This window comes from Pseudomonas sp. ABFPK (assembly GCF_001586765.1).
Lineage (GTDB): Bacteria > Pseudomonadota > Gammaproteobacteria > Pseudomonadales > Pseudomonadaceae > Aquipseudomonas > Aquipseudomonas asiatica.
This window is the reverse complement of sequence record NZ_LQXW01000015.1, coordinates 1-18,098: the sequence shown is the minus strand read 5'-3', so window position 1 is coordinate 18,098 and position 18,098 is coordinate 1. Positions and strand designations below refer to the sequence as shown.

At 63.6% G+C, this 18,098-nt stretch carries 17 protein-coding genes; 12 read left to right on the top strand and 5 right to left on the bottom strand.

Annotated features, from left to right (window positions below):
• Positions 1-37 precede the first annotated feature (37 nt).
• From WM94_RS12130 to WM94_RS12100, 7 genes are all read left to right on the top strand, one after another.
• Positions 38-757: a response regulator transcription factor gene (locus WM94_RS12130; protein WP_061551296.1), complete on the top strand. Its 720-nt coding sequence runs from the start codon at positions 38-40 to the stop codon at positions 755-757.
• A 3-nt stretch (positions 758-760) separates the two neighbouring features.
• Complete coding sequence (locus tag WM94_RS12125; RefSeq protein ID WP_061551295.1) at positions 761-2,152, top strand: sensor histidine kinase; 1,392 nt, start codon at positions 761-763, stop codon at positions 2,150-2,152.
• 159 nt (positions 2,153-2,311) lie between these two features.
• On the top strand, positions 2,312-3,211 hold the full coding sequence (gene cysM / locus WM94_RS12120; protein ID WP_061551294.1) for a cysteine synthase CysM: 900 nt from the start codon (positions 2,312-2,314) through the stop codon (positions 3,209-3,211).
• Positions 3,212-4,570, top strand: coding sequence for a 23S rRNA (uracil(1939)-C(5))-methyltransferase RlmD (gene rlmD / locus WM94_RS12115; RefSeq protein ID WP_061551293.1), 1,359 nt, complete (start codon positions 3,212-3,214; stop codon positions 4,568-4,570).
• Positions 4,571-4,666: 96 nt separating this feature from the next.
• On the top strand, positions 4,667-6,907 hold the full coding sequence (relA, locus tag WM94_RS12110) for a GTP diphosphokinase (protein ID WP_015269231.1): 2,241 nt from the start codon (positions 4,667-4,669) through the stop codon (positions 6,905-6,907).
• A gap of 124 nt (positions 6,908-7,031) precedes the next feature.
• Positions 7,032-7,865 carry a nucleoside triphosphate pyrophosphohydrolase gene (mazG, locus tag WM94_RS12105; protein ID WP_015269232.1) on the top strand — a complete coding sequence of 278 codons (834 nt, stop codon included), beginning with the start codon at positions 7,032-7,034 and terminating at the stop codon, positions 7,863-7,865.
• A gap of 26 nt (positions 7,866-7,891) precedes the next feature.
• The gene (locus WM94_RS12100; protein WP_013971362.1) at positions 7,892-8,431 is read left to right on the top strand and encodes a DUF2058 domain-containing protein; all 540 of its coding nucleotides are present in this window, start codon (positions 7,892-7,894) and stop codon (positions 8,429-8,431) included.
• A gap of 45 nt (positions 8,432-8,476) precedes the next feature.
• Here WM94_RS12100 and WM94_RS12095 read toward each other — a convergent pair whose 3' ends face one another.
• The 4 genes from WM94_RS12095 to purM all read right to left on the bottom strand — a co-directional run bounded on the left by WM94_RS12095 (position 8,477) and on the right by purM (position 11,405).
• Positions 8,477-8,659 (bottom strand): hypothetical protein, encoded by a 183-nt coding sequence (locus WM94_RS12095; RefSeq protein ID WP_003257734.1) that lies wholly within the window; start codon positions 8,657-8,659, stop codon positions 8,477-8,479.
• 315 nt (positions 8,660-8,974) lie between these two features.
• Positions 8,975-9,685, bottom strand: a complete 711-nt coding sequence (locus tag WM94_RS12090) for a DUF3108 domain-containing protein (protein WP_023662920.1) — start codon at positions 9,683-9,685, stop codon at positions 8,975-8,977.
• Between the two features lie 8 nt (positions 9,686-9,693).
• Positions 9,694-10,347 carry a phosphoribosylglycinamide formyltransferase gene (gene purN / locus WM94_RS12085; RefSeq protein WP_039615069.1) on the bottom strand — a complete coding sequence of 218 codons (654 nt, stop codon included), beginning with the start codon at positions 10,345-10,347 and terminating at the stop codon, positions 9,694-9,696.
• On the bottom strand, positions 10,347-11,405 hold the full coding sequence (gene purM, locus WM94_RS12080; RefSeq protein WP_013971366.1) for a phosphoribosylformylglycinamidine cyclo-ligase: 1,059 nt from the start codon (positions 11,403-11,405) through the stop codon (positions 10,347-10,349). The genes purN and purM overlap by 1 nt, the downstream gene beginning before the upstream one ends.
• A 617-nt stretch (positions 11,406-12,022) precedes the next feature.
• Here purM and WM94_RS12075 point away from each other — a divergent pair.
• The 5 genes from WM94_RS12075 (at position 12,023) to WM94_RS12055 (ending at position 16,532) form a co-directional block, all read left to right on the top strand.
• Complete coding sequence (locus WM94_RS12075; protein ID WP_054573072.1) at positions 12,023-13,090, top strand: DUF2066 domain-containing protein; 1,068 nt, start codon at positions 12,023-12,025, stop codon at positions 13,088-13,090.
• A 12-nt stretch (positions 13,091-13,102) separates the two neighbouring features.
• The gene (locus WM94_RS12070; RefSeq protein WP_061551292.1) at positions 13,103-14,176 is read left to right on the top strand and encodes an AI-2E family transporter; all 1,074 of its coding nucleotides are present in this window, start codon (positions 13,103-13,105) and stop codon (positions 14,174-14,176) included.
• Positions 14,177-14,371: 195 nt separating this feature from the next.
• Positions 14,372-15,079: a DnaA regulatory inactivator Hda gene (gene hda / locus WM94_RS12065; RefSeq protein ID WP_013971369.1), complete on the top strand. Its 708-nt coding sequence runs from the start codon at positions 14,372-14,374 to the stop codon at positions 15,077-15,079.
• 125 nt (positions 15,080-15,204) lie between these two features.
• Positions 15,205-15,858: a C40 family peptidase gene (locus WM94_RS12060; protein WP_061551291.1), complete on the top strand. Its 654-nt coding sequence runs from the start codon at positions 15,205-15,207 to the stop codon at positions 15,856-15,858.
• A 140-nt stretch (positions 15,859-15,998) separates the two neighbouring features.
• Positions 15,999-16,532 carry a C40 family peptidase gene (locus WM94_RS12055; protein WP_013971371.1) on the top strand — a complete coding sequence of 178 codons (534 nt, stop codon included), beginning with the start codon at positions 15,999-16,001 and terminating at the stop codon, positions 16,530-16,532.
• Here the strand turns inward: WM94_RS12055 and WM94_RS12050 are convergent.
• Positions 16,498-17,844, bottom strand: a complete 1,347-nt coding sequence (locus WM94_RS12050; RefSeq protein ID WP_061551290.1) for a sorbosone dehydrogenase family protein — start codon at positions 17,842-17,844, stop codon at positions 16,498-16,500. The genes WM94_RS12055 and WM94_RS12050 overlap by 35 nt on opposite strands.
• Positions 17,845-18,098 lie beyond the last annotated feature (254 nt).

Genomic DNA, 18,098 nt, shown 5'->3' with positions numbered 1-18,098 from the left:
CAATAATCGCGCAATTGAGAATGCATGGCAGTTGCCAATGAATCCTGTAGCTATTCACAACTCCAATATCCTCGCCATCGAGGATGATCCGGTCCTCGGTACCTATCTGCACGAAGAGCTGCAGCGCGGCGGCTTCCAGGTGACCTGGTGCCGCAACGGCCTGGAGGGCCTTGAAACGGCGGGTCGCCATGCTTTCGACGTGGTGCTCATGGACATCCTGCTGCCCGGGCTAAACGGCCTGGATGCCCTGGCGCAGCTGCGCAAGCGCAGCGCCACGCCGGTGATCCTGATGTCGGCGCTAGGTGCCGAAGCCGACCGCATCAGCGGCTTCCAGCGTGGTGCCGACGACTACCTGCCCAAGCCGTTCAGCATGGCAGAGCTGCGGGTGCGCATCGAGGCTATCCTGCGCCGTGTGGCCCTCGAGCGGCGCCATCAAACCCCGCAGGTGCAGGACGGCAGTGGCGAGTTGCAATACGACGAGGCGCTGTGCGACGTGCGCCTGGATGGCCGCCTGGCCGGCCTGACACCCAGCGAATACCGCCTGCTCGACATTCTCAACCGCAACCTCGACGAAGTCCTGAGCAAGCCGTTCCTTTACCAGCAAGTACTGCAGCGAGGCTATTCGCGGCATGACCGCAGCCTGGACATGCACGTCAGCCAGATACGCCGCAAGCTCAAGGGCATCGGCTATCACGAACGGCAGATCCGTACAGTGTGGGGCAAGGGCTACGTGCTCAGCGTCAGCGAGGCGGAGTAACCCATGCTCGACCGCCATTCGCTGTTCTGGAAGCTGGCGATCCTGCTGGTGGGCTTCTGCCTGCTGATGATCGGCCTCAGTTACACCTGGGGTCGGCACATGGAGACCCAGAACGCCTTCCTTTCGGAGCCGGCGCGGCAGGCCTTGCGTGGCTATGCCGCCGAGGCCGAGCAGGCATGGCGCAGTGGTGGGCGGGCAGGGCTGGACCGCTGGGTGGCGGCGATGCACCAGCGCGAACGCGGCTGGGTTGGCGTGCTCGACCTGAACCTGCGGCCGCTCGACAGCGCCAGCCCCGACCCGCAGATCATGCAGCGGTTGACCCGCCTGCGCGGTGTCGACTGGCCGATGAGTCGGCGCAGCGTCGACCAGCCGTGGTTGCGCATACCGTTCCCGGGGGCACCGGAGCAGGGCATGTTGGTGATCGAACTGCCGCAGCGCTTCAACCCCGGCCAGTACCGGATGCTGTGGCGTATCATCACCAACGGCATCATCCCGGGTCTGTTCACCCTGCTGTTGTGCGTTGGCCTTTATCGCATGCTGATCGTGCCGTTGAACCAATTGCGCGAGCAGGCCAATGCCTGGCGCGCCGACCAGTTGTCGGCTCGCCTCGACTCACGCACCATCGCCCGGCATGACGAGCTGGGTGAACTGGCCCGTGCCTTCGACCAGATGGCCGAGCGGCTGCAGGGCACGGTAGCCATGCAGCAGCAGTTGCTGCGTGATCTGTCTCACGAAATGCGTACGCCACTCAGCCGGCTGCGGGTGGCCTGCGATGGTGAAACCGACCTGCAGCGCCTGCGTGAACGCCTGACACGGGAGGTGGACTGCATGCAGCAGCTGGTCGAGGATATCCTGCAACTGGCCTGGCAGGACGCCGAACGTGCGCCAATGAACCTTGAGCCGATCGAGGTGCAGGCGCTGTGGGAGCTGCTGGCCGAGAATGCCAGTTATGAAAGCGGCTGGGCACCGGCGCGGCTGCGCTGCGAAGTGCCGGCGGACTGCTGGGTGCAGGGCAACCTGAACTACCTGGCCCAGGCGCTGGAGAACATGTTGCGCAATGCCATTCGTCACTCGCCGGCCGAGGGTGTGGTGCGCCTCGGTGGGCAGCGTGAAGGCGGGTATTGGCGGTTGTGGCTGGAAGACGAAGGCGGTGGCGTGGCTGAAGAAGACCTGGAGCGGATCTTTGCACCGTTCTCACGGCTGGACGGTTCGCGGCCCGGGGATGGTGGTTTCGGCCTGGGGCTGAGCATCGCCCGCAGTGCAATCCAGCGTCAGGGTGGCACCTTGTGGGCGCAGAATGGCAAGCATGGGCTGCGGCTGTGGATGAGATTGCCGTTACATGTGCCGGCCCCTTCGCGGGTGAACCCGCTCCCACAGGTTCATCACTACTCTTGAGACCAGTGGAGTCCCTGTGGGAGCGGGTTCACCCGCGAAAGGGCCGGTACAGGCTATCGATATAGCTTGTAGCTATATTCATCACAGATTGCGTGATATGGCCGGGAAGGGTTTGCCGGTATGATAGGCACCCCTGCCGTCCGGATTGTGAAATACGCCATGACCTTGCAGTACCCAACCATCGCCGATTGCGTCGGCAATACGCCCCTGGTTCGCCTGCAGCGTATCGCTGGCGAAACCAGCAACACCCACCTGCTCAAGCTCGAAGGTAACAATCCCGCCGGCTCGGTGAAGGACCGCCCGGCACTGTCGATGATTACCCGCGCCGAACTGCGCGGCCAGATCAAGCCCGGCGACACCCTGATCGAAGCCACCTCCGGCAACACCGGCATCGCCCTGGCGATGGCTGCGGCGATCAAGGGCTACAAGATGATCCTGATCATGCCCGACAACTCCACCGCCGAGCGCAAGGCCGCCATGACCGCCTACGGCGCCGAGCTGATCCTGGTGACCAAGGAAGAGGGCATGGAAGGCGCCCGTGACCTGGCCGAGAAGCTGCAGGCCGAAGGTCGCGGCCTGGTGCTGGACCAGTTCGCCAACGGCGACAACCCCATCGCCCACTACAACAGCACCGGCCCCGAGATCTGGCAGCAGACCCAGGGCACCATCACCCATTTCGTCAGCTCCATGGGTACCACCGGTACCATCATGGGCTGCTCGCAGTACCTCAAGGAACAAAACCCGGCGGTGCAGATCATTGGCCTGCAACCAATGGAAGGCTCGGCAATTCCGGGCATCCGCCGCTGGCCCGAGGAATACCTGCCGAAAATCTTCGACGCCAGCCGTGTCGACCGCGTGGTCGACATGTCGCAGCAGGAAGCCGAGGAAACCACCCGCCGCCTTGCCCGTGAAGAGGGCATTTTCTGCGGCGTGTCTTCCGGTGGTGCAGTCGCGGCCATGCTGCGCCTGTCCCGCGAGGTGGAAAATGCCACGATGGTCGCGATCATCTGCGACCGTGGCGATCGTTACCTGTCTACCGGCCTGTTCGACCCGAGCTAAATGTCCAAGAAGAAAAGCAACAGCGGCCTGCGCTTCCAGCCGGCCGGCGGCAACCGCAGCCCCCAGGTCCCGGTGGGCAAGAAGCAGCGCCTGGAAATCGAGCGCCTGGCCGGTGACGGCCGGGGCATTGCCTTCCACGAAGGGCGCACCTGGTTCGTCAGCGGCGCCCTGGCCGGTGAGGCCGTTGAGGCGCGGGTGCTCAATGCCCGTGGCAAAGTGGTCGAGGCCCGCCTGGAGCGCCTGCTGCAGGCCAGCCCCGAACGCCGTCAGGCACCGTGCCGGTATTACGAGCGTTGCGGAGGCTGCAACCTGCAGCACCTGCCGCACGAAGCGCAACTGGCGCTCAAGCAGCGCACCCTGGCAGAGCAGCTGCAGCGGGTGGCCGGCGTGCAGCCCGAGGAATGGGCCGCACCGCTGAGTGGGCCGGAGTTCGGCTACCGGCGCCGCGCCCGCGTGGCCGTGCGCTGGGACGCCAAGGCGCGTCAGCTGGAGGTCGGCTTCCGTGCCGAAGCCAGCCAGGACATCATTGCCATCGACGATTGCGCGGTGCTGGTACAGCCCTTGCAGTCGATTCTGCGCCATTTACCGACCGTGCTGCGCTCGCTGAGCAAGCCGCAGGCGCTGGGCCATGTGGAACTGTTCAGCGGTACTGCCGAGGCGCTGCTGGTGCGCCATGTCGCGCCGTTGCCCGCCGAAGACCTGGCCAGGCTGCAGGCGTTCTGCGAACAGGCCAATGCCCAGTTGTGGCTGCAGGGCGAAGGGGAGCCGGCGCCAGTGGACCCGGCCGCGCAGCTGGGCTTTGCCCTGGCGCCCTGGCAGTTGGAACTGGCCTGGCGCCCAGGTGACTTCGTACAGGTGAATGCCCAGGTCAACACGGCGATGATAGAGCAGGCGCTGGCCTGGCTCGCACCGCAGGCCGACGAGCGCGTGCTGGACCTGTTCTGCGGCCTGGGCAACTTCGCCCTGCCACTGGCCCGGCAGGCGCGCGAGGTAGTGGCAGTGGAAGGAGTGCAGGCCATGGTCGATCGGGCCGCGGCCAATGCCCGGAACAACAATGTGCATAACGCACGGTTTTTTCAGGCCGATTTATCGCAGCCTTTGGCGGGTGCCGGATGGGCCGCCGAGGGCTTTTCTGCGGTACTCTTGGATCCACCGCGCGACGGTGCTTTCGAGGTGGTGCAAGGCATCGCCCGCCTCAAGGCCAGAAGGCTGGTCTATGTATCGTGCAACCCGGCCACGCTGGCGCGAGACGCGCAGGTGCTGGTCGGCCAGGGGTACCGGTTAAAAAGGGCCGGGATTCTCGACATGTTTCCTCAGACGGCGCATGTCGAGGCCATGGCGTTATTCGAAGCGGGCTAGCTGACTGGCCCCTTGGTGCGGCTTTCATGGAATGGTGGCCGCACGGTGATCGCCAGCGCACCCGTGTGGTGTGCTGTATGGAAAGGTAAAACAAAGATGGTACAGGTGAGAGTGCACCAGCCGGTCAACACCGACGGCAGTATCAATCTCGAAGCATGGTTGGACCATGTGGTAAGCGTCGATTCGGCACTGGATCGCGCAGCGCTGAAAGAGGCCTGCGAGTTTGCCCATGAAGTCGAGAAAAAGGGCAACCCGGCCAAGCATTCCTGGGCGGACGGTACGTCCAGCTTCCAGGCGGGCCTTGAGATCGCGGAAATCCTAGCCGACCTCAAGCTCGACCAGGATTCCCTGGTGGCGGCGGTCATCTACCGCTCGGTGCGCGAGGGCAAGGTGACGCTGGCCGAGGTCAGCCAGCGCTTTGGCCCGGTAGTGTCCAAGCTGATCGACGGTGTGCTGCGCATGGCCGCCATCAGCGCCAGCCTCAGCCCGCGCCAATCGCTGGTGCTGGGCTCGCAGGCGCAGGTCGAGAACCTGCGCAAGATGCTCGTGGCCATGGTCGACGACGTGCGCGTGGCGCTGATCAAGCTGGCCGAGCGCACCTGCGCGATCCGTGCGGTCAAGGCCGCCGACGACGAGAAACGCCTGCGTGTCGCGCGCGAGGTGTTCGATATCTATGCGCCGCTGGCGCACCGCCTGGGTATCGGCCACATCAAGTGGGAGTTGGAAGACCTTTCCTTCCGCTACCTCGAACCCGACCAGTACAAACAGATCGCCAAGCTGCTGCACGAGCGCCGGTTGGACCGCGAGCGGTTCATCAGCGAGGTTATGAACCAGCTGCAGAACGAGCTGCTGGCCACTGGCGTCAAGGCCGACATCAGCGGCCGGGCGAAACATATCTATTCGATCTGGCGCAAGATGCAGCGCAAAGGCCTGGAATTCAGCCAGATCTACGACGTGCGCGCGGTACGCGTGCTGGTGCCGGAAATTCGCGACTGCTACACCGCGTTGGGCATCGTGCATACCCTGTGGCGGCATATCCCCAAGGAGTTCGACGATTACATCGCCAACCCCAAGGAGAACGGCTATCGCTCGCTGCACACTGCGGTGATCGGCCCCGAGGGCAAGGTGCTGGAAGTGCAGATCCGTACCCACGGCATGCACGAGGAAGCCGAGCTTGGGGTATGTGCCCACTGGCGCTACAAGGGCACCGACGTCAAGTCCAGCTCCAACCATTACGAAGAGAAGATCTCCTGGCTGCGCCAAGTGCTGGAGTGGCACGAAGAGCTGGGCGACATCGGTGGCCTGGCCGAGCAGCTGCGGGTCGACATCGAGCCGGACCGGGTCTATGTGTTCACCCCGGACGGCCACGCCATCGACTTGCCAAAGGGTGCCACGCCGCTGGACTTCGCCTACCGCGTGCACACCGAAATCGGCCACAACTGCCGCGGCGCCAAGATCAACGGGCGCATCGTGCCGCTCAACTACAGCCTGCAGACCGGCGAGCAGGTCGAGATCATCACCAGCAAGCACGGCAATCCCAGCCGTGACTGGTTGAACTCCAACCTGGGCTACGTCACTACCTCGCGGGCACGGGCTAAAATCGTGCACTGGTTCAAGCTGCAGGCCCGCGACCAGAACGTCGCTGCCGGCAAGACCTTGCTCGAACGCGAGCTCAGCCGCCTGGGCCTGCCCCAGGTGGATTTCGAGCGCCTGGCCGAGAAGACCAACGTCAAGACCGCCGAGGACATGTTCGCCTCGCTCGGTGCCGGCGACCTGCGCCTGGCGCACCTGGTCAACGCCGCCCAGCAACTGCTTGAGCCCGAGCGCATCGAGCAGATCGAACTGGTACCGCGCAAGCCTACCGGGCCGCGTACCGGCAAGCGTGGCGACATCCAGATCCAGGGTGTCGGCAACCTGCTGACGCAGATGGCCGGCTGCTGCCAGCCGCTGCCGGGCGACGCCATCGTCGGCTACATCACTCAGGGCCGCGGTGTGAGCATCCACCGCCAGGACTGCGCTTCGGTGCTGCAGTTGGCGGGCAAGGAACCGGAGCGCATGATCCAGGTAAGCTGGGGGCCGATCCCGGTGCAGACCTACCCGGTCGACATCGTCATCCGTGCCTACGACCGCCCGGGCTTGCTGCGCGATGTGTCGCAAGTGCTGCTGAACGAAAAGATCAACGTGCTTGCGGTGAACACCCGCTCGAACAAGGAAGACAACACCGCGCTGATGTCGCTGACCATCGAGATTCCAGGCCTGGATGCGCTGGGGCGCCTGCTGGGGCGGATCTCGCAGTTGCCCAACATCATCGAGACGCGGCGTAATCGTACACCTTGAGACCGCGGTGCCTGCTTCGCGGGCTTGCCCGCTCCCACAGGCAAGATGCAGATTTCGAAACCTGCATGCATCCTGTGGGAGCGGGCAAGCCCGCGAAGAAGCCACCACCGAAGGACCTGCCTGAATGACCTACACCCTCGAAGACCTGCTGCACCTCATGGCCCGCCTGCGCGACCCGCAGTACGGCTGCCCGTGGGACCTGAAGCAGAACTACGCGAGCATCGTCCCGCACACCATCGAAGAGGCCTACGAGGTTGCCGATACCATCGAGCGTGGCGACTTCGAGCACCTGCAAGGTGAGCTGGGCGACCTGCTGTTCCAGGTGGTCTACTACAGCCAGCTGGCCCGCGAGGAGGGGCGTTTCGAGTTCGACGGCGTGGTCGACAGCATCACCCGCAAGCTCATTCGCCGTCACCCGCATGTATTCCCCACCGGCGAGCTGTATGCGCCGGTGGACACCCCCAGCCTGGACGAGGCCCAGGTCAAGTCACGCTGGGAAGAAATCAAGGCTGAAGAGCGCGCGGAAAAGAGCCAGCCCGAACAGCTGTCGTTGCTCGACGACGTACCAGCGGCATTGCCGGCGTTGTCGCGGGCAGCCAAACTGCAAAAGCGCGCGGCCACGGTCGGTTTCGACTGGCCTGCGGCATTGCCGGTGCTGGACAAGGTGCGCGAAGAGCTGGACGAAGTACTGCAGGCCATGGCCGACGGCGATGCCGATGCGCTCGAGGATGAAATCGGCGACCTGTTGTTTGCCGCCGTCAACCTGGCCCGCCACCTCAAGCATGACCCGGAACACGCCCTGCGCCGTGCCAATCGCAAGTTCGAGCGGCGTTTCCGCTTCATCGAACAGGCATTGCGCGACAGTGGCCGCCCCATCGAAGATTGTAACCTTGATGAACTGGACGCCCTTTGGGGTGAAGCCAAACGTCAGGAAAAGAACCTGCCCAGCTGCGGCTGAGCTGTTGCATAAGTGAGTGAACATTCATGAGCCTTTCCCTTCGCGACCAACTGCTCAAAGCCGGTCTGGTCAACCAGAAACAGGTTTCCCAGGCCAACAAGGCCGAGAAGAAACAGAAACGCCTGGAGCACAAAGGCCAGGTCGAGGTGGACGACAGCCAGCAGCGCATGGCCAAGGAAGCCATGGCCGAGAAAGCCAAGCGTGACCAGGAACTGAACCGCCAGCAGCAGGAAAAAGCCGAGCAGAAGGCCCGCGCCGCGCAGATCAAGCAGTTGATCGAAGCGACTCGCCTGCCGAAGCTGAGCACCGAGGACTACTACAACTTCGTCGACGACAAGAAGGTCAAGCGCATTGCCGTCAATGCCCTGATGCGGACCAAGCTGAGCAATGGTGCGCTGGCCGTGGTGTCGTTTGCCGGCGGCTATGAGGTGATCCCTCGTGAGGCGGCATTGAAGATCCAGGAGCGCGACCCTGGCCGTGTCCTGCTGCTGAACACCCATGTCGAGGAAGCGGACGAGGACGACCCGTACGCAGCCTACAAGATCCCTGATGATCTGATGTGGTAACCACGAAAAACCCCGCCTTGGCGGGGTTTTTCATTTGAAGATGGGTCATTGCGTGGCGCGCTGGTTTTCCAGGTTTTCCAGCTCTGTACGGTACTGATGCGCTTCATGTTCGTTGTGGAACATCCCCACCAGTTGGCCCTGTTGGTGCACATCCCAGATCCGCACACCAGCGGCCAGGCCTTCGTGGGACATTTTCGATTCGTCGCGTTCGGTTACTTGGACTGTCATCGTTAAACTCCACTGTTTCAGTTGGCTGCGACACTGTGTCGCACAACCTCTTTATAGAGTTTGTTAGCAGGCTAAGTAAATAAAACCGGCATGAAACAAGTTTCATGGAAGCCGGAGCGCAGTCAAATGTGGGAGCGGCCTTGTGTCGCGAAACGGCCGCAGAGCGGCCCCGGCACCCTGAGTCAGGGCAGAGGCCGTGGGGCCGCTGCGCGCCCCTTTCGCGACGCAAGGCCGCTCCCACAAGAGCGCGCCTTCTCCAGTGCAGAAAAAAGCCCCGCACAAGGCGGGGCTTCGGGTGCTGCTGGCAGCGCTGGCTCAGTTGCCCTTCACCGGCTTGCCATCGACCGTGCCATCCTGCAGCACGATCACGTATTCCTTGCCATCGGTCTCGACCTGGCGCAGTTGCACCAGCAGGTAGTCCCAGTTCTTGGCGAACCACAGCTCGGTGATGCGCTTGCTCTGGCTTGGGTCGCGCACGCGCTCGACCTTCACCGCATCGACCTGGCCAGTCTTGGTAGTGACCTTTTCGGTGCCCAGCACGCGGAAGTCGTAGGTGTCGATCTCGTCACCATCGACCACCTGGTAGGTCATGCTCTTCTTGCCGGCGGCCAAGTCATGTTGCAGGGCCAACTGGTAGGACGACTTGTCCAGCACACCACGGTTCAGCGGCAGGTTGATGGCATCGCCACGGTCGCTGCCGGTGACCTTTTTGCTGTTCCAGTCGAAAGTCAGGTCAACCTTCTTGGCCTTGCCCAGGCCACCACGCTCGAAGTGGTACTTCTGTGGCAGCAGGGTGTCGTTGTCCATGCGCAGGGTGCTTTGCTCGGTCAGGCTGGCGATCATCATGGAAGCCTTGAAATTAAGGTCCCAGGTACCGTTGGCATTCTTGACCAGGCTGCGCTCGGCGGTGCCGCTCATGGGCAGTTGCTTCCAGTCTGCGGTATAGCTGGCCGAGAAAGGCTTCAGATCAGCTGCCTGGAGGGGCAGGGCGAGCACGGCGAGAGCCAAGAGCAGGGCGCGACGCATAAATTCTCCTAGGATCGAATCAAGTGACCGCTGGCCGCCAGGGGCTGGCCATCCAGTAATGCACCCTGTTCGCCAAGGCGCAAGCGCCCTTCTGCGAACCAGCGCACCGCCAGCGGGTAAATCAGGTGTTCCTGGCGGTGTACCCGCTGGGCCAGGCTTTCGACGGTATCGTCAGGCACCACCGGTACCACAGCCTGTACGACCAGAGGGCCGCCATCGAGTTCCTCAGTCACGAAGTGTACGCTGCAGCCGTGCTCGGCGTCGCCTGCCTCCAGCGCCCGACGGTGGGTATGCAGGCCCTTGTACTTGGGCAGCAGCGACGGGTGGATGTTGAGCAGGCGGCCCTGGTAGTGGCGCACGAAGTCGCCACTGAGGATGCGCATGAAACCGGCCAGCACCACCAGGTCGGGGGCGAAACCGTCGATGCGCGCCATCAGCGCGGCATCGAAGGCTTCACGGCCGTCGAACTGGGTGTGCTCGAGCACGACGCTGTCGATGCCGGCCGCCGCGGCGCGTTGCAGGCCGTAGGCATCGGCGCGGTTGGAAACCACCGCACGGATGCGCACCGGGCTGTCCTGGCCTTGGCAGCTGTCGATCAGGGCTTGCAGGTTGCTGCCGGAGCCCGACAGCAGTACCACTACATTGCAGGTCTTGCTTGGCATCAGTGTGCCTTGAGGTTTTGCAGCTCGACCTGGGCAGCGCCTTCGGCGGCTTCGGCGATGTGGCCGATCACCCATGGCTGCTCGCCAGCGGCGCGCAGTTCGTTCAGGGCTGCTTCTACCTGGTCCTGGGCCACGCAGATGACCATGCCGACGCCGCAGTTCAGCACGCGGTGCATTTCATGCTCGTCGACGTTGCCTTTTTCCTGCAGGAAGTCGAACACCGCCGGGCGCTGCCAGCTGGCCACGTCGATGACCGCCTGGGCGTTGGCCGGCAGTACGCGCGGGATGTTGTCCAGCAGGCCGCCACCGGTGATGTGGGCCATGGCCTTGACCGCGCCGGTGTTCTTGATCAGTTGCAGCAGCGGCTTGACGTAGATGCGGGTCGGCGCCATCAGCAGGTCGGTCAGCGGCTTGCCGTCCAGCTGGGTGTTCTCGATGTCGGTGGCGGACACTTCGAGGATCTTGCGGATCAGCGAGTAGCCGTTGGAGTGCGGGCCCGAGGACGGCAGGGCGATCAGTGCGTCGCCGGTGGCAACCTTGGAGCCGTCGATGATCTCGGCCTTTTCCACCACGCCGACGCAGAAGCCGGCCAGGTCGTAGTCTTCGCCTTCGTACATGCCAGGCATTTCGGCGGTTTCACCACCGACCAGCGAGCAGCCGGCCAGTTCGCAACCGGCACCGATGCCGGTGACCACGGTGGCGGCCACGTCGACGTTCAGTTTGCCGGTGGCATAGTAGTCGAGGAAGAACAGCGGCTCGGCGCCGCACACGACCAGGTCGTTGACGCACATGGCGACCAGGTCCTGGCCGATGCTGTCGTGCTTGTTCAGGTTCAGTGCCAGGCGCAGCTTGGTGCCGACGCCGTCGGTGCCGGAGACCAGCACCGGCTGCTTGTAGCCGGCCGGGATCTCGCAGAGGGCGCCGAAGCCGCCCAGGCCACCCATGACTTCAGGGCGTGCGGTGCGTTTTGCCACGCCCTTGATGCGTTCGACCAGTGCTTCGCCGGCGTCGATGTCTACACCGGCGTCCTTGTAGCTCAGGGAGGGTTGCTTGCTCATTGATCCAGGCCTTTAGGAGGGAGGGATTCTTAAAAACGACCATGACGGCCAAGGCCGGCTGGTAAGCGGCGGCTGCCTGAAACGTCAGTGGTCTGTGAAGGCGCGCGATTTTATCAGGGTTGCCGGGCAGCGGCCATCCTCAGGCCGACGGGCAGGGCATGAAAATAGGTAAAAAGTTGGGGGTGTTCGCCACGAGAGGTGTGGCGCCTGTTAGATCGAGCGCCGCCCGCGCGGCGCTTCGCAGCACAAGGCTGCTCCTACATTTGTTTCGGGCCAGTAACGCCTGTGCCAGTGCACGCGACCGCCTTGTTTGTCCGGCACGATATCGAGGTGGACACCAAGGGCCCGTGCGCGTCTGCCCCAGGAATAACTGGCCCGAAACAGATGTAGGAGCAGCCTTGTGCTGCGAAGCGCCGCGCGGGCGGCGCTCGATCTCGCAGGCGCCACAAGGGCCGCGCCATGCACGCGCAGGCGCTGAACCTGTTGCGGCGAACACCTGTCAGACCCATCACATTTCCCAGGCAATCTCCGCAACCAATCTTTCATCCTCGCGACTGGTTACCTTTCGCCCCCGTGTATAAGGTATAGGCATTGCGGTAAATGGACAGGAATCCTCCATGCGTCTCTTCAATATTCTGGCAGTCGGTTGCCTGGCCCTGATCTCGGCCAGTGCCCAGGCTGAAAATGTCTCCGGCCTTTACCAGGTGCGCGAGCCGGTCACAGGGCAGGGCGCCGAAGCCCGTGCCGCGGCTACCATCCAGGCTCTCGATACCCTGGTAACGCGCCTGACCGGCGACCCCAAGGCGGCACAAAGCCCGGCATTGGCCGCTTTGCGCAAGGACCCGCAGCAAATCATCAACCAGGTCGCCAGCGAAGCCGGGCCACCCGAGTCGGTGTTGGTCGAGTTCGACCCTGGCAGTACCGAACGGGCCTTGCGCAAGGCCGGCCTGGCATTGTGGGGCAGCAACCGGCCCTCGATTCTCGGCTGGTGGCTGAACGACAGTGTCGAAGGCAGCAACCTGGTAGGTGATGGCCAAGCCAGCGCCCAGCCCCTGCGTCGTGCCGCCCAGCACCGTGGCCTGCCGTTGCGGCTGCCGCTGGCCGACTTGCAGGAGCAATTGGTGGCCAATGCCGAGCAGATCGAAGGCAGTGACCCTGCGGCGCTGCGCGACGCCTCAGGGCGCTACGGCGCCGATGCCTTGCTGGCGGTGCATGCCCGGGAAGCCGACGGCAAATGGCAGGGCAAATGGCAGCTTTGGCTGGGTGACCAGCGTGAGCAAGGCACCGCCGAGGGTGCCGACCCGGCAGCGCTGGCCGACGCCGTGATGCTGGCGCTCAGCAGCCGCCTGGCGCCGCGCTACGTCACCCGCCCGGGGGCCAGCAGCCAGTTGCAGTTGCAAGTGCAGGGGATGAACCTGCAGCGCTACGCCGAGCTGGCCCGCGTGCTCGAACCCTTTGGCCCGCGCCTGCAGATGGCCGAAGGCAGCACCCTGACCTACGGTGTGACCGCCAACCGCGAACAGCTGCGCGCCCAGCTTGGCCTGGCCAAGCTGCAGGAAGTACCGGTAGAGCAGGCGCCCGCTGTGCAGCCCCCTCCAGCTCCGGCAGACGCTGCCGGCGCTGGGCAACCAGTGCCGGCCCAGCCAGCACCCAAGCCGTTCGACGGTTTGCGTTTTCGCTGGTAAGGGGAGCACACCGTGACCGACGTACGTCGTTGGATCTGGCTGGGCGTTGCCCTGCTGGTCGCCGTGCTGCTTTACAGCCTGCACAACATTCTTACCCCGTTCCTGGTCGGCGTGCTGCTGGCCTATCTGGCCGACCCGCTGGTCGACCGCCTGGAGCGCCTGGGGCTGTCGCGCACCTGGGGCGTAGTGGTGGTGTTCGGCCTGTTCACCTTGCTGTTGCTGGCCTTGCTGCTGGTTCTGGTGCCGCTGCTGGCCAAGCAGCTGGTGCGCCTGTACGAACTGGCGCCGCAGATGCTCGACTGGCTCGAGCACGTGGCGCTGCCCTGGGTGCAGAGCCGCCTGGGCCTGGCTGACGGCTTCTGGAAGTTCGACAAGATCAAGGCCGCCATCGGCTCGCACATGGGCCAGACCACCGATATCGTCGGTGTGCTGCTGTCCCATGCCACTGCCTCGAGCCTGGCGCTGATGGCCTGGCTGGCCAACATGGTGCTGATCCCGGTGGTGGGTTTCTATCTGCTGCGCGACTGGGACCTGATGATGGCCAAGCTGCGTGGCCTGCTGCCGCGCCAGCGTGAGCCGCAAGTGATGGACCTTGCAGGCGAATGCCATGAGGTGCTGGGGGCGTTCGTGCGCGGGCAATTGATGGTGATGGTGGCCTTGGGCATCATCTATTCGGCCGGGCTGATGCTGGTGGGGCTGGAACTGGGGCTACTGATCGGCATGCTCGCCGGGTTGGCTGCCATCGTGCCGTACATGGGTTTCATCATCGGGATCGGCGCGGCCTTGGTGGCTGGCCTGTTCCAGTTTGGCGGCGACCTGTACCCGATGCTGGGTATCGTCGCAGTGTTCATGGTCGGCCAGGCGCTGGAAGGCATGGTGCTGACCCCGCTGCTGGTCGGTGACCGCATTGGCCTGCACCCGGTTGCGGTGATTTTCGCGATCCTGGCCGGCGGTGAGCTGTTCGGCTTTACCGGGGTGTTGCTGGCGCTGCCGGTGGCGGCGGTGATCATGGTGCTGCTGCGGCATGTGCATGACTTGTACAAGGAATCGGACATGTATGCCGGGGATATCGACCCGGAGTTGTGACCCTGGGGCCGCCTTAATGCCGGCCAGTTAAGAAAATTGGGGCTGCAAAGCAGCCCCAAAACAGCCAAAAAAAGCGCAACTCGTTGATTTTACTTGTGCTATCTGCTGCCGTGATTGTGCGCCCCGCGCTGCGGGTATAGACTTTGCACATTGTTCACCAAAGGCCCCCTGCGGTCCTGTCGACCGCCCGCGAGCATGAAACCACCGATCCAGTTGCCCCTGGGTGTGCGCCTGCGCGATGACGCCACCTTCATCAACTACTATCCGGGCGCCAATGCTGCGGCATTGGGCTACGTCGAGCGGCTATGCGAAGCCGACGCCGGCTGGACCGAGAGCCTTATCTACCTGTGGGGCAAGCAAGGTGTTGGCCGTACCCACCTGCTACAGGCCGCTACCCACCGCTTCCAGCAACGCGGCGAGCCAGCCGTCTACCTGCCGCTGGCGCAATTGCTCGATCGTGGCGTAGGGCTGCTCGACTACCTGGCCCAGTATGAACTGGTGTGCATCGACGACCTGCACGTGATCGCCGGCAAGGCTGACTGGGAAGAGGCCATGTTCCACCTGTTCAACCGCCTGCGTGACAGCGGCCGGCGCCTGCTGCTGGCCGCCTCGGCATCGCCGCGCGAACTGCCGATCAAGCTGCCGGACCTGAAGTCGCGGCTGACCCTGGCCCTGGTGTTCCAGATGCGTGGCCTGTCCGATGAAGACAAGCTGCGTGCCCTGCAACTGCGTGCTTCGCGCCGCGGCCTGCACCTTACCGACGAAGTCGGCCACTTCATCCTCACCCGCGGCGCACGCAGCATGAGCGCGTTGTTCGACCTGCTGGAACGCCTCGATCAGGCCTCGTTGCAGGCACAGCGCAAGCTCACCATCCCTTTCCTCAAAGAAACCCTGGGCTGGTAACCCCGAAAACGCTGGGCCAGAGCGGCAAAACGAAAAAGTCACATCTTTTTCGATAAAATTTGCAAATGGCCATGATAGAGGGCATAGTTTCACCCTTCTAAAGGATTACAGACACGGTCGTGCCCATGCTGAAGCGCTTCGCACCCCTCGTGCCACTCGCACTCGTGACCCTGCTTTTTGGCTGCGCGGCCCAAGGCCCAGCTTCTCATTCAGAGCTGCAGCCCCAGGATCACTCCCCGATCGCCGCACAATCGGCGTTCAAGGCCAAAGCCTCGTCCTCGTCGGTATTCGGCGAGCCGGAAGAGCTGGCTACCGAAGATGACCTGGAGGCTTTCTCCAGCAACAAGCCATACCAGTTGCCAGCTCTGGCTGACAGCATTCTCGAGCGCGGCATGTCGCTGATCGGCACCCGCTACCGCTTCGGCGGTACCTCGGAGAAGTCCGGCTTCGACTGCAGTGGTTTCATCGGCTATCTGTTCCGCGAAGAGGCGGGCGTGACCTTGCCGCGTTCCACGCGTGAAATGATCAACGTCGATGCCCCGAAAGTGGCCCGCAACAAGCTCAAGCCAGGTGACCTGCTGTTCTTCAGCACCAATGGTCGCGGCCGTGTCAGCCATGCTGGCATCTACCTGGGTGACAACCAGTTCATCCACTCCAGCAGCCGCCGCAGCGGTGGCGTGCGCATCGACAGCCTCGGTGACCGCTACTGGAGCAAGACCTTCATCGAAGCCAAGCGTGCCTTGGCCATGGCGCCGACCACCAATATCGCGCGCAACTGATGGCAAAATGATGTACCTTGCCGCGGCGGCGATGCTTTGAAGAAAAGCTCGCCGCCGTGCGCATTTATAGAAAACGTCTAATCTAATTTCTCAACTCTTTTCGGCTGCGGCCCAGCGGACTCAGACAGGATGTTCTGGCCATGGTAAAGATGGCGCGCTTCGCATTTCTCTCCTTGGCAGCCTTGCTGGCTGCCTGCTCCAGCCGTGCGCCTGCGCCGGCCCCTGTGGTACAGCCGCAGGTAACCTATAGCCAGCCCAGCCCTTCGCCGATTGCCGATGACGTGCTGATGCGTGCCATCGGCCTGGTGGGCACGCCTTATCGCTGGGGTGGCAATACGCCGGACTCCGGTTTCGATTGCAGTGGCCTGATCAAGTACGTCTATCGTGATGCTGCCGGCATAAGCCTGCCGCGTTCGACGCGTGAGATGATCGTAATGCGCGCGCCAACCGTGGATGCCAAGTCGCTGCAGTCCGGCGACCTGGTGTTCTTCGCCACCAGTGGCGGCTCGCAGGTCAGCCATGCGGGCATCTATGTCGGGGAAGGGCGCTTCGTGCATGCACCTTCCAGCGGTGGCACGGTGCGCCTGGACTACCTGTCCAACAGCTACTGGGCCAAGGCTTACCTGCAGGCCAAGCGCGTCATTCCGCAAGGGCATCTGGCGCAGAACCCCTGAGGACAGGCGGGGCTTTGCTCACCCGCCAGACCACGTTGCCGACATCATCGGCTACCAGCACGCCGCCACGCCCGTCGGTGATTACGCCGACCGGGCGCCCTTGGGCCTTGCCATGCTCATCCAGAAAACCGGTAAGCAGGTCTACGGGCTTGCCCGAGGGCTTTCCTGATGGGTCGAACGGCACGAAAATCACCTTGTAGCCACTGTGTGGCTTGCGGTTCCACGACCCGTGCTGGCCCACGAATGCCCCTTGTTCGAAGGGCGGTGGTAGCCCGTTCGGTTCGGCGAATGCCAGCCCCAGCGATGCCGTGTGTGGGCCCACGGCGTAGTCGGGCACCAGTGCCTGGGCTACTTTTTCAGGCGCTGTCGGTTGCACGCGCTCGTCCACGTGGCGGCCGTAGTAGCTGTAGGGCCAACCATAGAAACCGCCGTCCCTCACGGAAGTGATGTAGTCCGGTACAAGATCGCTACCGATCTCGTCACGCTCGTTGACTGCCGTCCACAACGCGCCGCTGTGTGGCTCCCATGCCAGGCCGTTAGGGTTGCGCAGGCCGGTGGCGAACAGGCGGTGCTGGCCGCTGGTGGGGTCCACTTCCCAGATCGCGGCGCGCCCCTGTTCCTTGTCCATACCGTTTTCGCCTACGTTGCTGTTGGAGCCGACCGTCACGAAAAGCTTCTTGCCATCGGGGCTGGCGATGACGTTCTTGGTCCAGTGGTGGTTGAGCGGCCCGCCTGGCAACTCGACCACTGGCTGGCCTTCATTGCGAATTTGCATGGCACCGGGCTCATAGTGAAAGCGCAGCAGCCTGTCGGTGTTGGCGATATACAGGTCCTTGCCGACCAGCGCCATGCCGAACGGAGAGTTGAGCTCTTCGATGAAGGTTGTACGGATTTCAGCCACGCCGTCGTGGTCGGCATCACGTAGCAGGGTAATGCGGTTTGCGCTGGGTACGCCTGCGCCTGCCCGCTTCATCACCTTCTTCATGACCCAGCCGCGCAGGCCCTTGCCATCTTCGGGCTTGGGCGGGGCATTGGTTTCGGCCACCAGGACGTCGCCGTTGGGCAGCAGGTATAGCCAGCGAGGGTGGTCGAGCCCGCTGGCGAACGCTTTCACCTGAGTGCCTGGTGCTGCCTCGGGCTTGGCGTCCTTGGGCCAGCCCACTGCCGGGGCGATATTCACCGTGGGGAGGGTTGTCTTGACCGGAGCAGGCAGCTGGGGGGTTGGACCACTGCCGTCGAGTACATTCAGCAGGGCGGTTTCGCCGCAGGCAGTCAGGCTGGCGGCCAATAACCAAGGCGTCAGGTGTTTCATGGGGCGGCGTCCTCCTAACAGGGCCTATGAATTGAGAGGTCGGTGACATTCGCCAGGTTCCCGGCAACTTTCCAACTGCCGTTGCCGTTGCTTTTGCTTCTAAGCGCGCGATAGTTCAGGCGCCACCGATTGCGACTTCAGGAGGCCGAGCGAAGGGACTGCGGAGGGAGGTGACGGGCATGGATGCCCGTCAAGCGCTGAGGCCCCATGGATGGGGCCTGCAGCGCGTACTCCCGGGAGCAGGCCCGTAGCGA

Bases quoted from the DNA above. Each gene is read 5' to 3' on its own strand.
- WM94_RS12130 (WP_061551296.1), top strand. From the start codon at position 38: ATGAATCCTGTAGCTATTCACAACTCCAATATCCTCGCCATCGAGGAT.
- WM94_RS12125 (WP_061551295.1), top strand. From the start codon at position 761: ATGCTCGACCGCCATTCGCTGTTCTGGAAGCTGGCGATCCTGCTGGTG.
- cysM (WP_061551294.1), top strand. From the start codon at position 2,312: ATGACCTTGCAGTACCCAACCATCGCCGATTGCGTCGGCAATACGCCC.
- rlmD (WP_061551293.1), top strand. From the start codon at position 3,212: ATGTCCAAGAAGAAAAGCAACAGCGGCCTGCGCTTCCAGCCGGCCGGC.
- relA (WP_015269231.1), top strand. From the start codon at position 4,667: ATGGTACAGGTGAGAGTGCACCAGCCGGTCAACACCGACGGCAGTATC.
- mazG (WP_015269232.1), top strand. From the start codon at position 7,032: ATGACCTACACCCTCGAAGACCTGCTGCACCTCATGGCCCGCCTGCGC.
- WM94_RS12100 (WP_013971362.1), top strand. From the start codon at position 7,892: ATGAGCCTTTCCCTTCGCGACCAACTGCTCAAAGCCGGTCTGGTCAAC.
- WM94_RS12095 (WP_003257734.1), bottom strand. From the start codon at position 8,659: ATGACAGTCCAAGTAACCGAACGCGACGAATCGAAAATGTCCCACGAA.
- WM94_RS12090 (WP_023662920.1), bottom strand. From the start codon at position 9,685: ATGCGTCGCGCCCTGCTCTTGGCTCTCGCCGTGCTCGCCCTGCCCCTC.
- purN (WP_039615069.1), bottom strand. From the start codon at position 10,347: ATGCCAAGCAAGACCTGCAATGTAGTGGTACTGCTGTCGGGCTCCGGC.
- purM (WP_013971366.1), bottom strand. From the start codon at position 11,405: ATGAGCAAGCAACCCTCCCTGAGCTACAAGGACGCCGGTGTAGACATC.
- WM94_RS12075 (WP_054573072.1), top strand. From the start codon at position 12,023: ATGCGTCTCTTCAATATTCTGGCAGTCGGTTGCCTGGCCCTGATCTCG.
- hda (WP_013971369.1), top strand. From the start codon at position 14,372: ATGAAACCACCGATCCAGTTGCCCCTGGGTGTGCGCCTGCGCGATGAC.
- WM94_RS12060 (WP_061551291.1), top strand. From the start codon at position 15,205: ATGCTGAAGCGCTTCGCACCCCTCGTGCCACTCGCACTCGTGACCCTG.
- WM94_RS12055 (WP_013971371.1), top strand. From the start codon at position 15,999: ATGGTAAAGATGGCGCGCTTCGCATTTCTCTCCTTGGCAGCCTTGCTG.
- WM94_RS12050 (WP_061551290.1), bottom strand. From the start codon at position 17,844: ATGAAACACCTGACGCCTTGGTTATTGGCCGCCAGCCTGACTGCCTGC.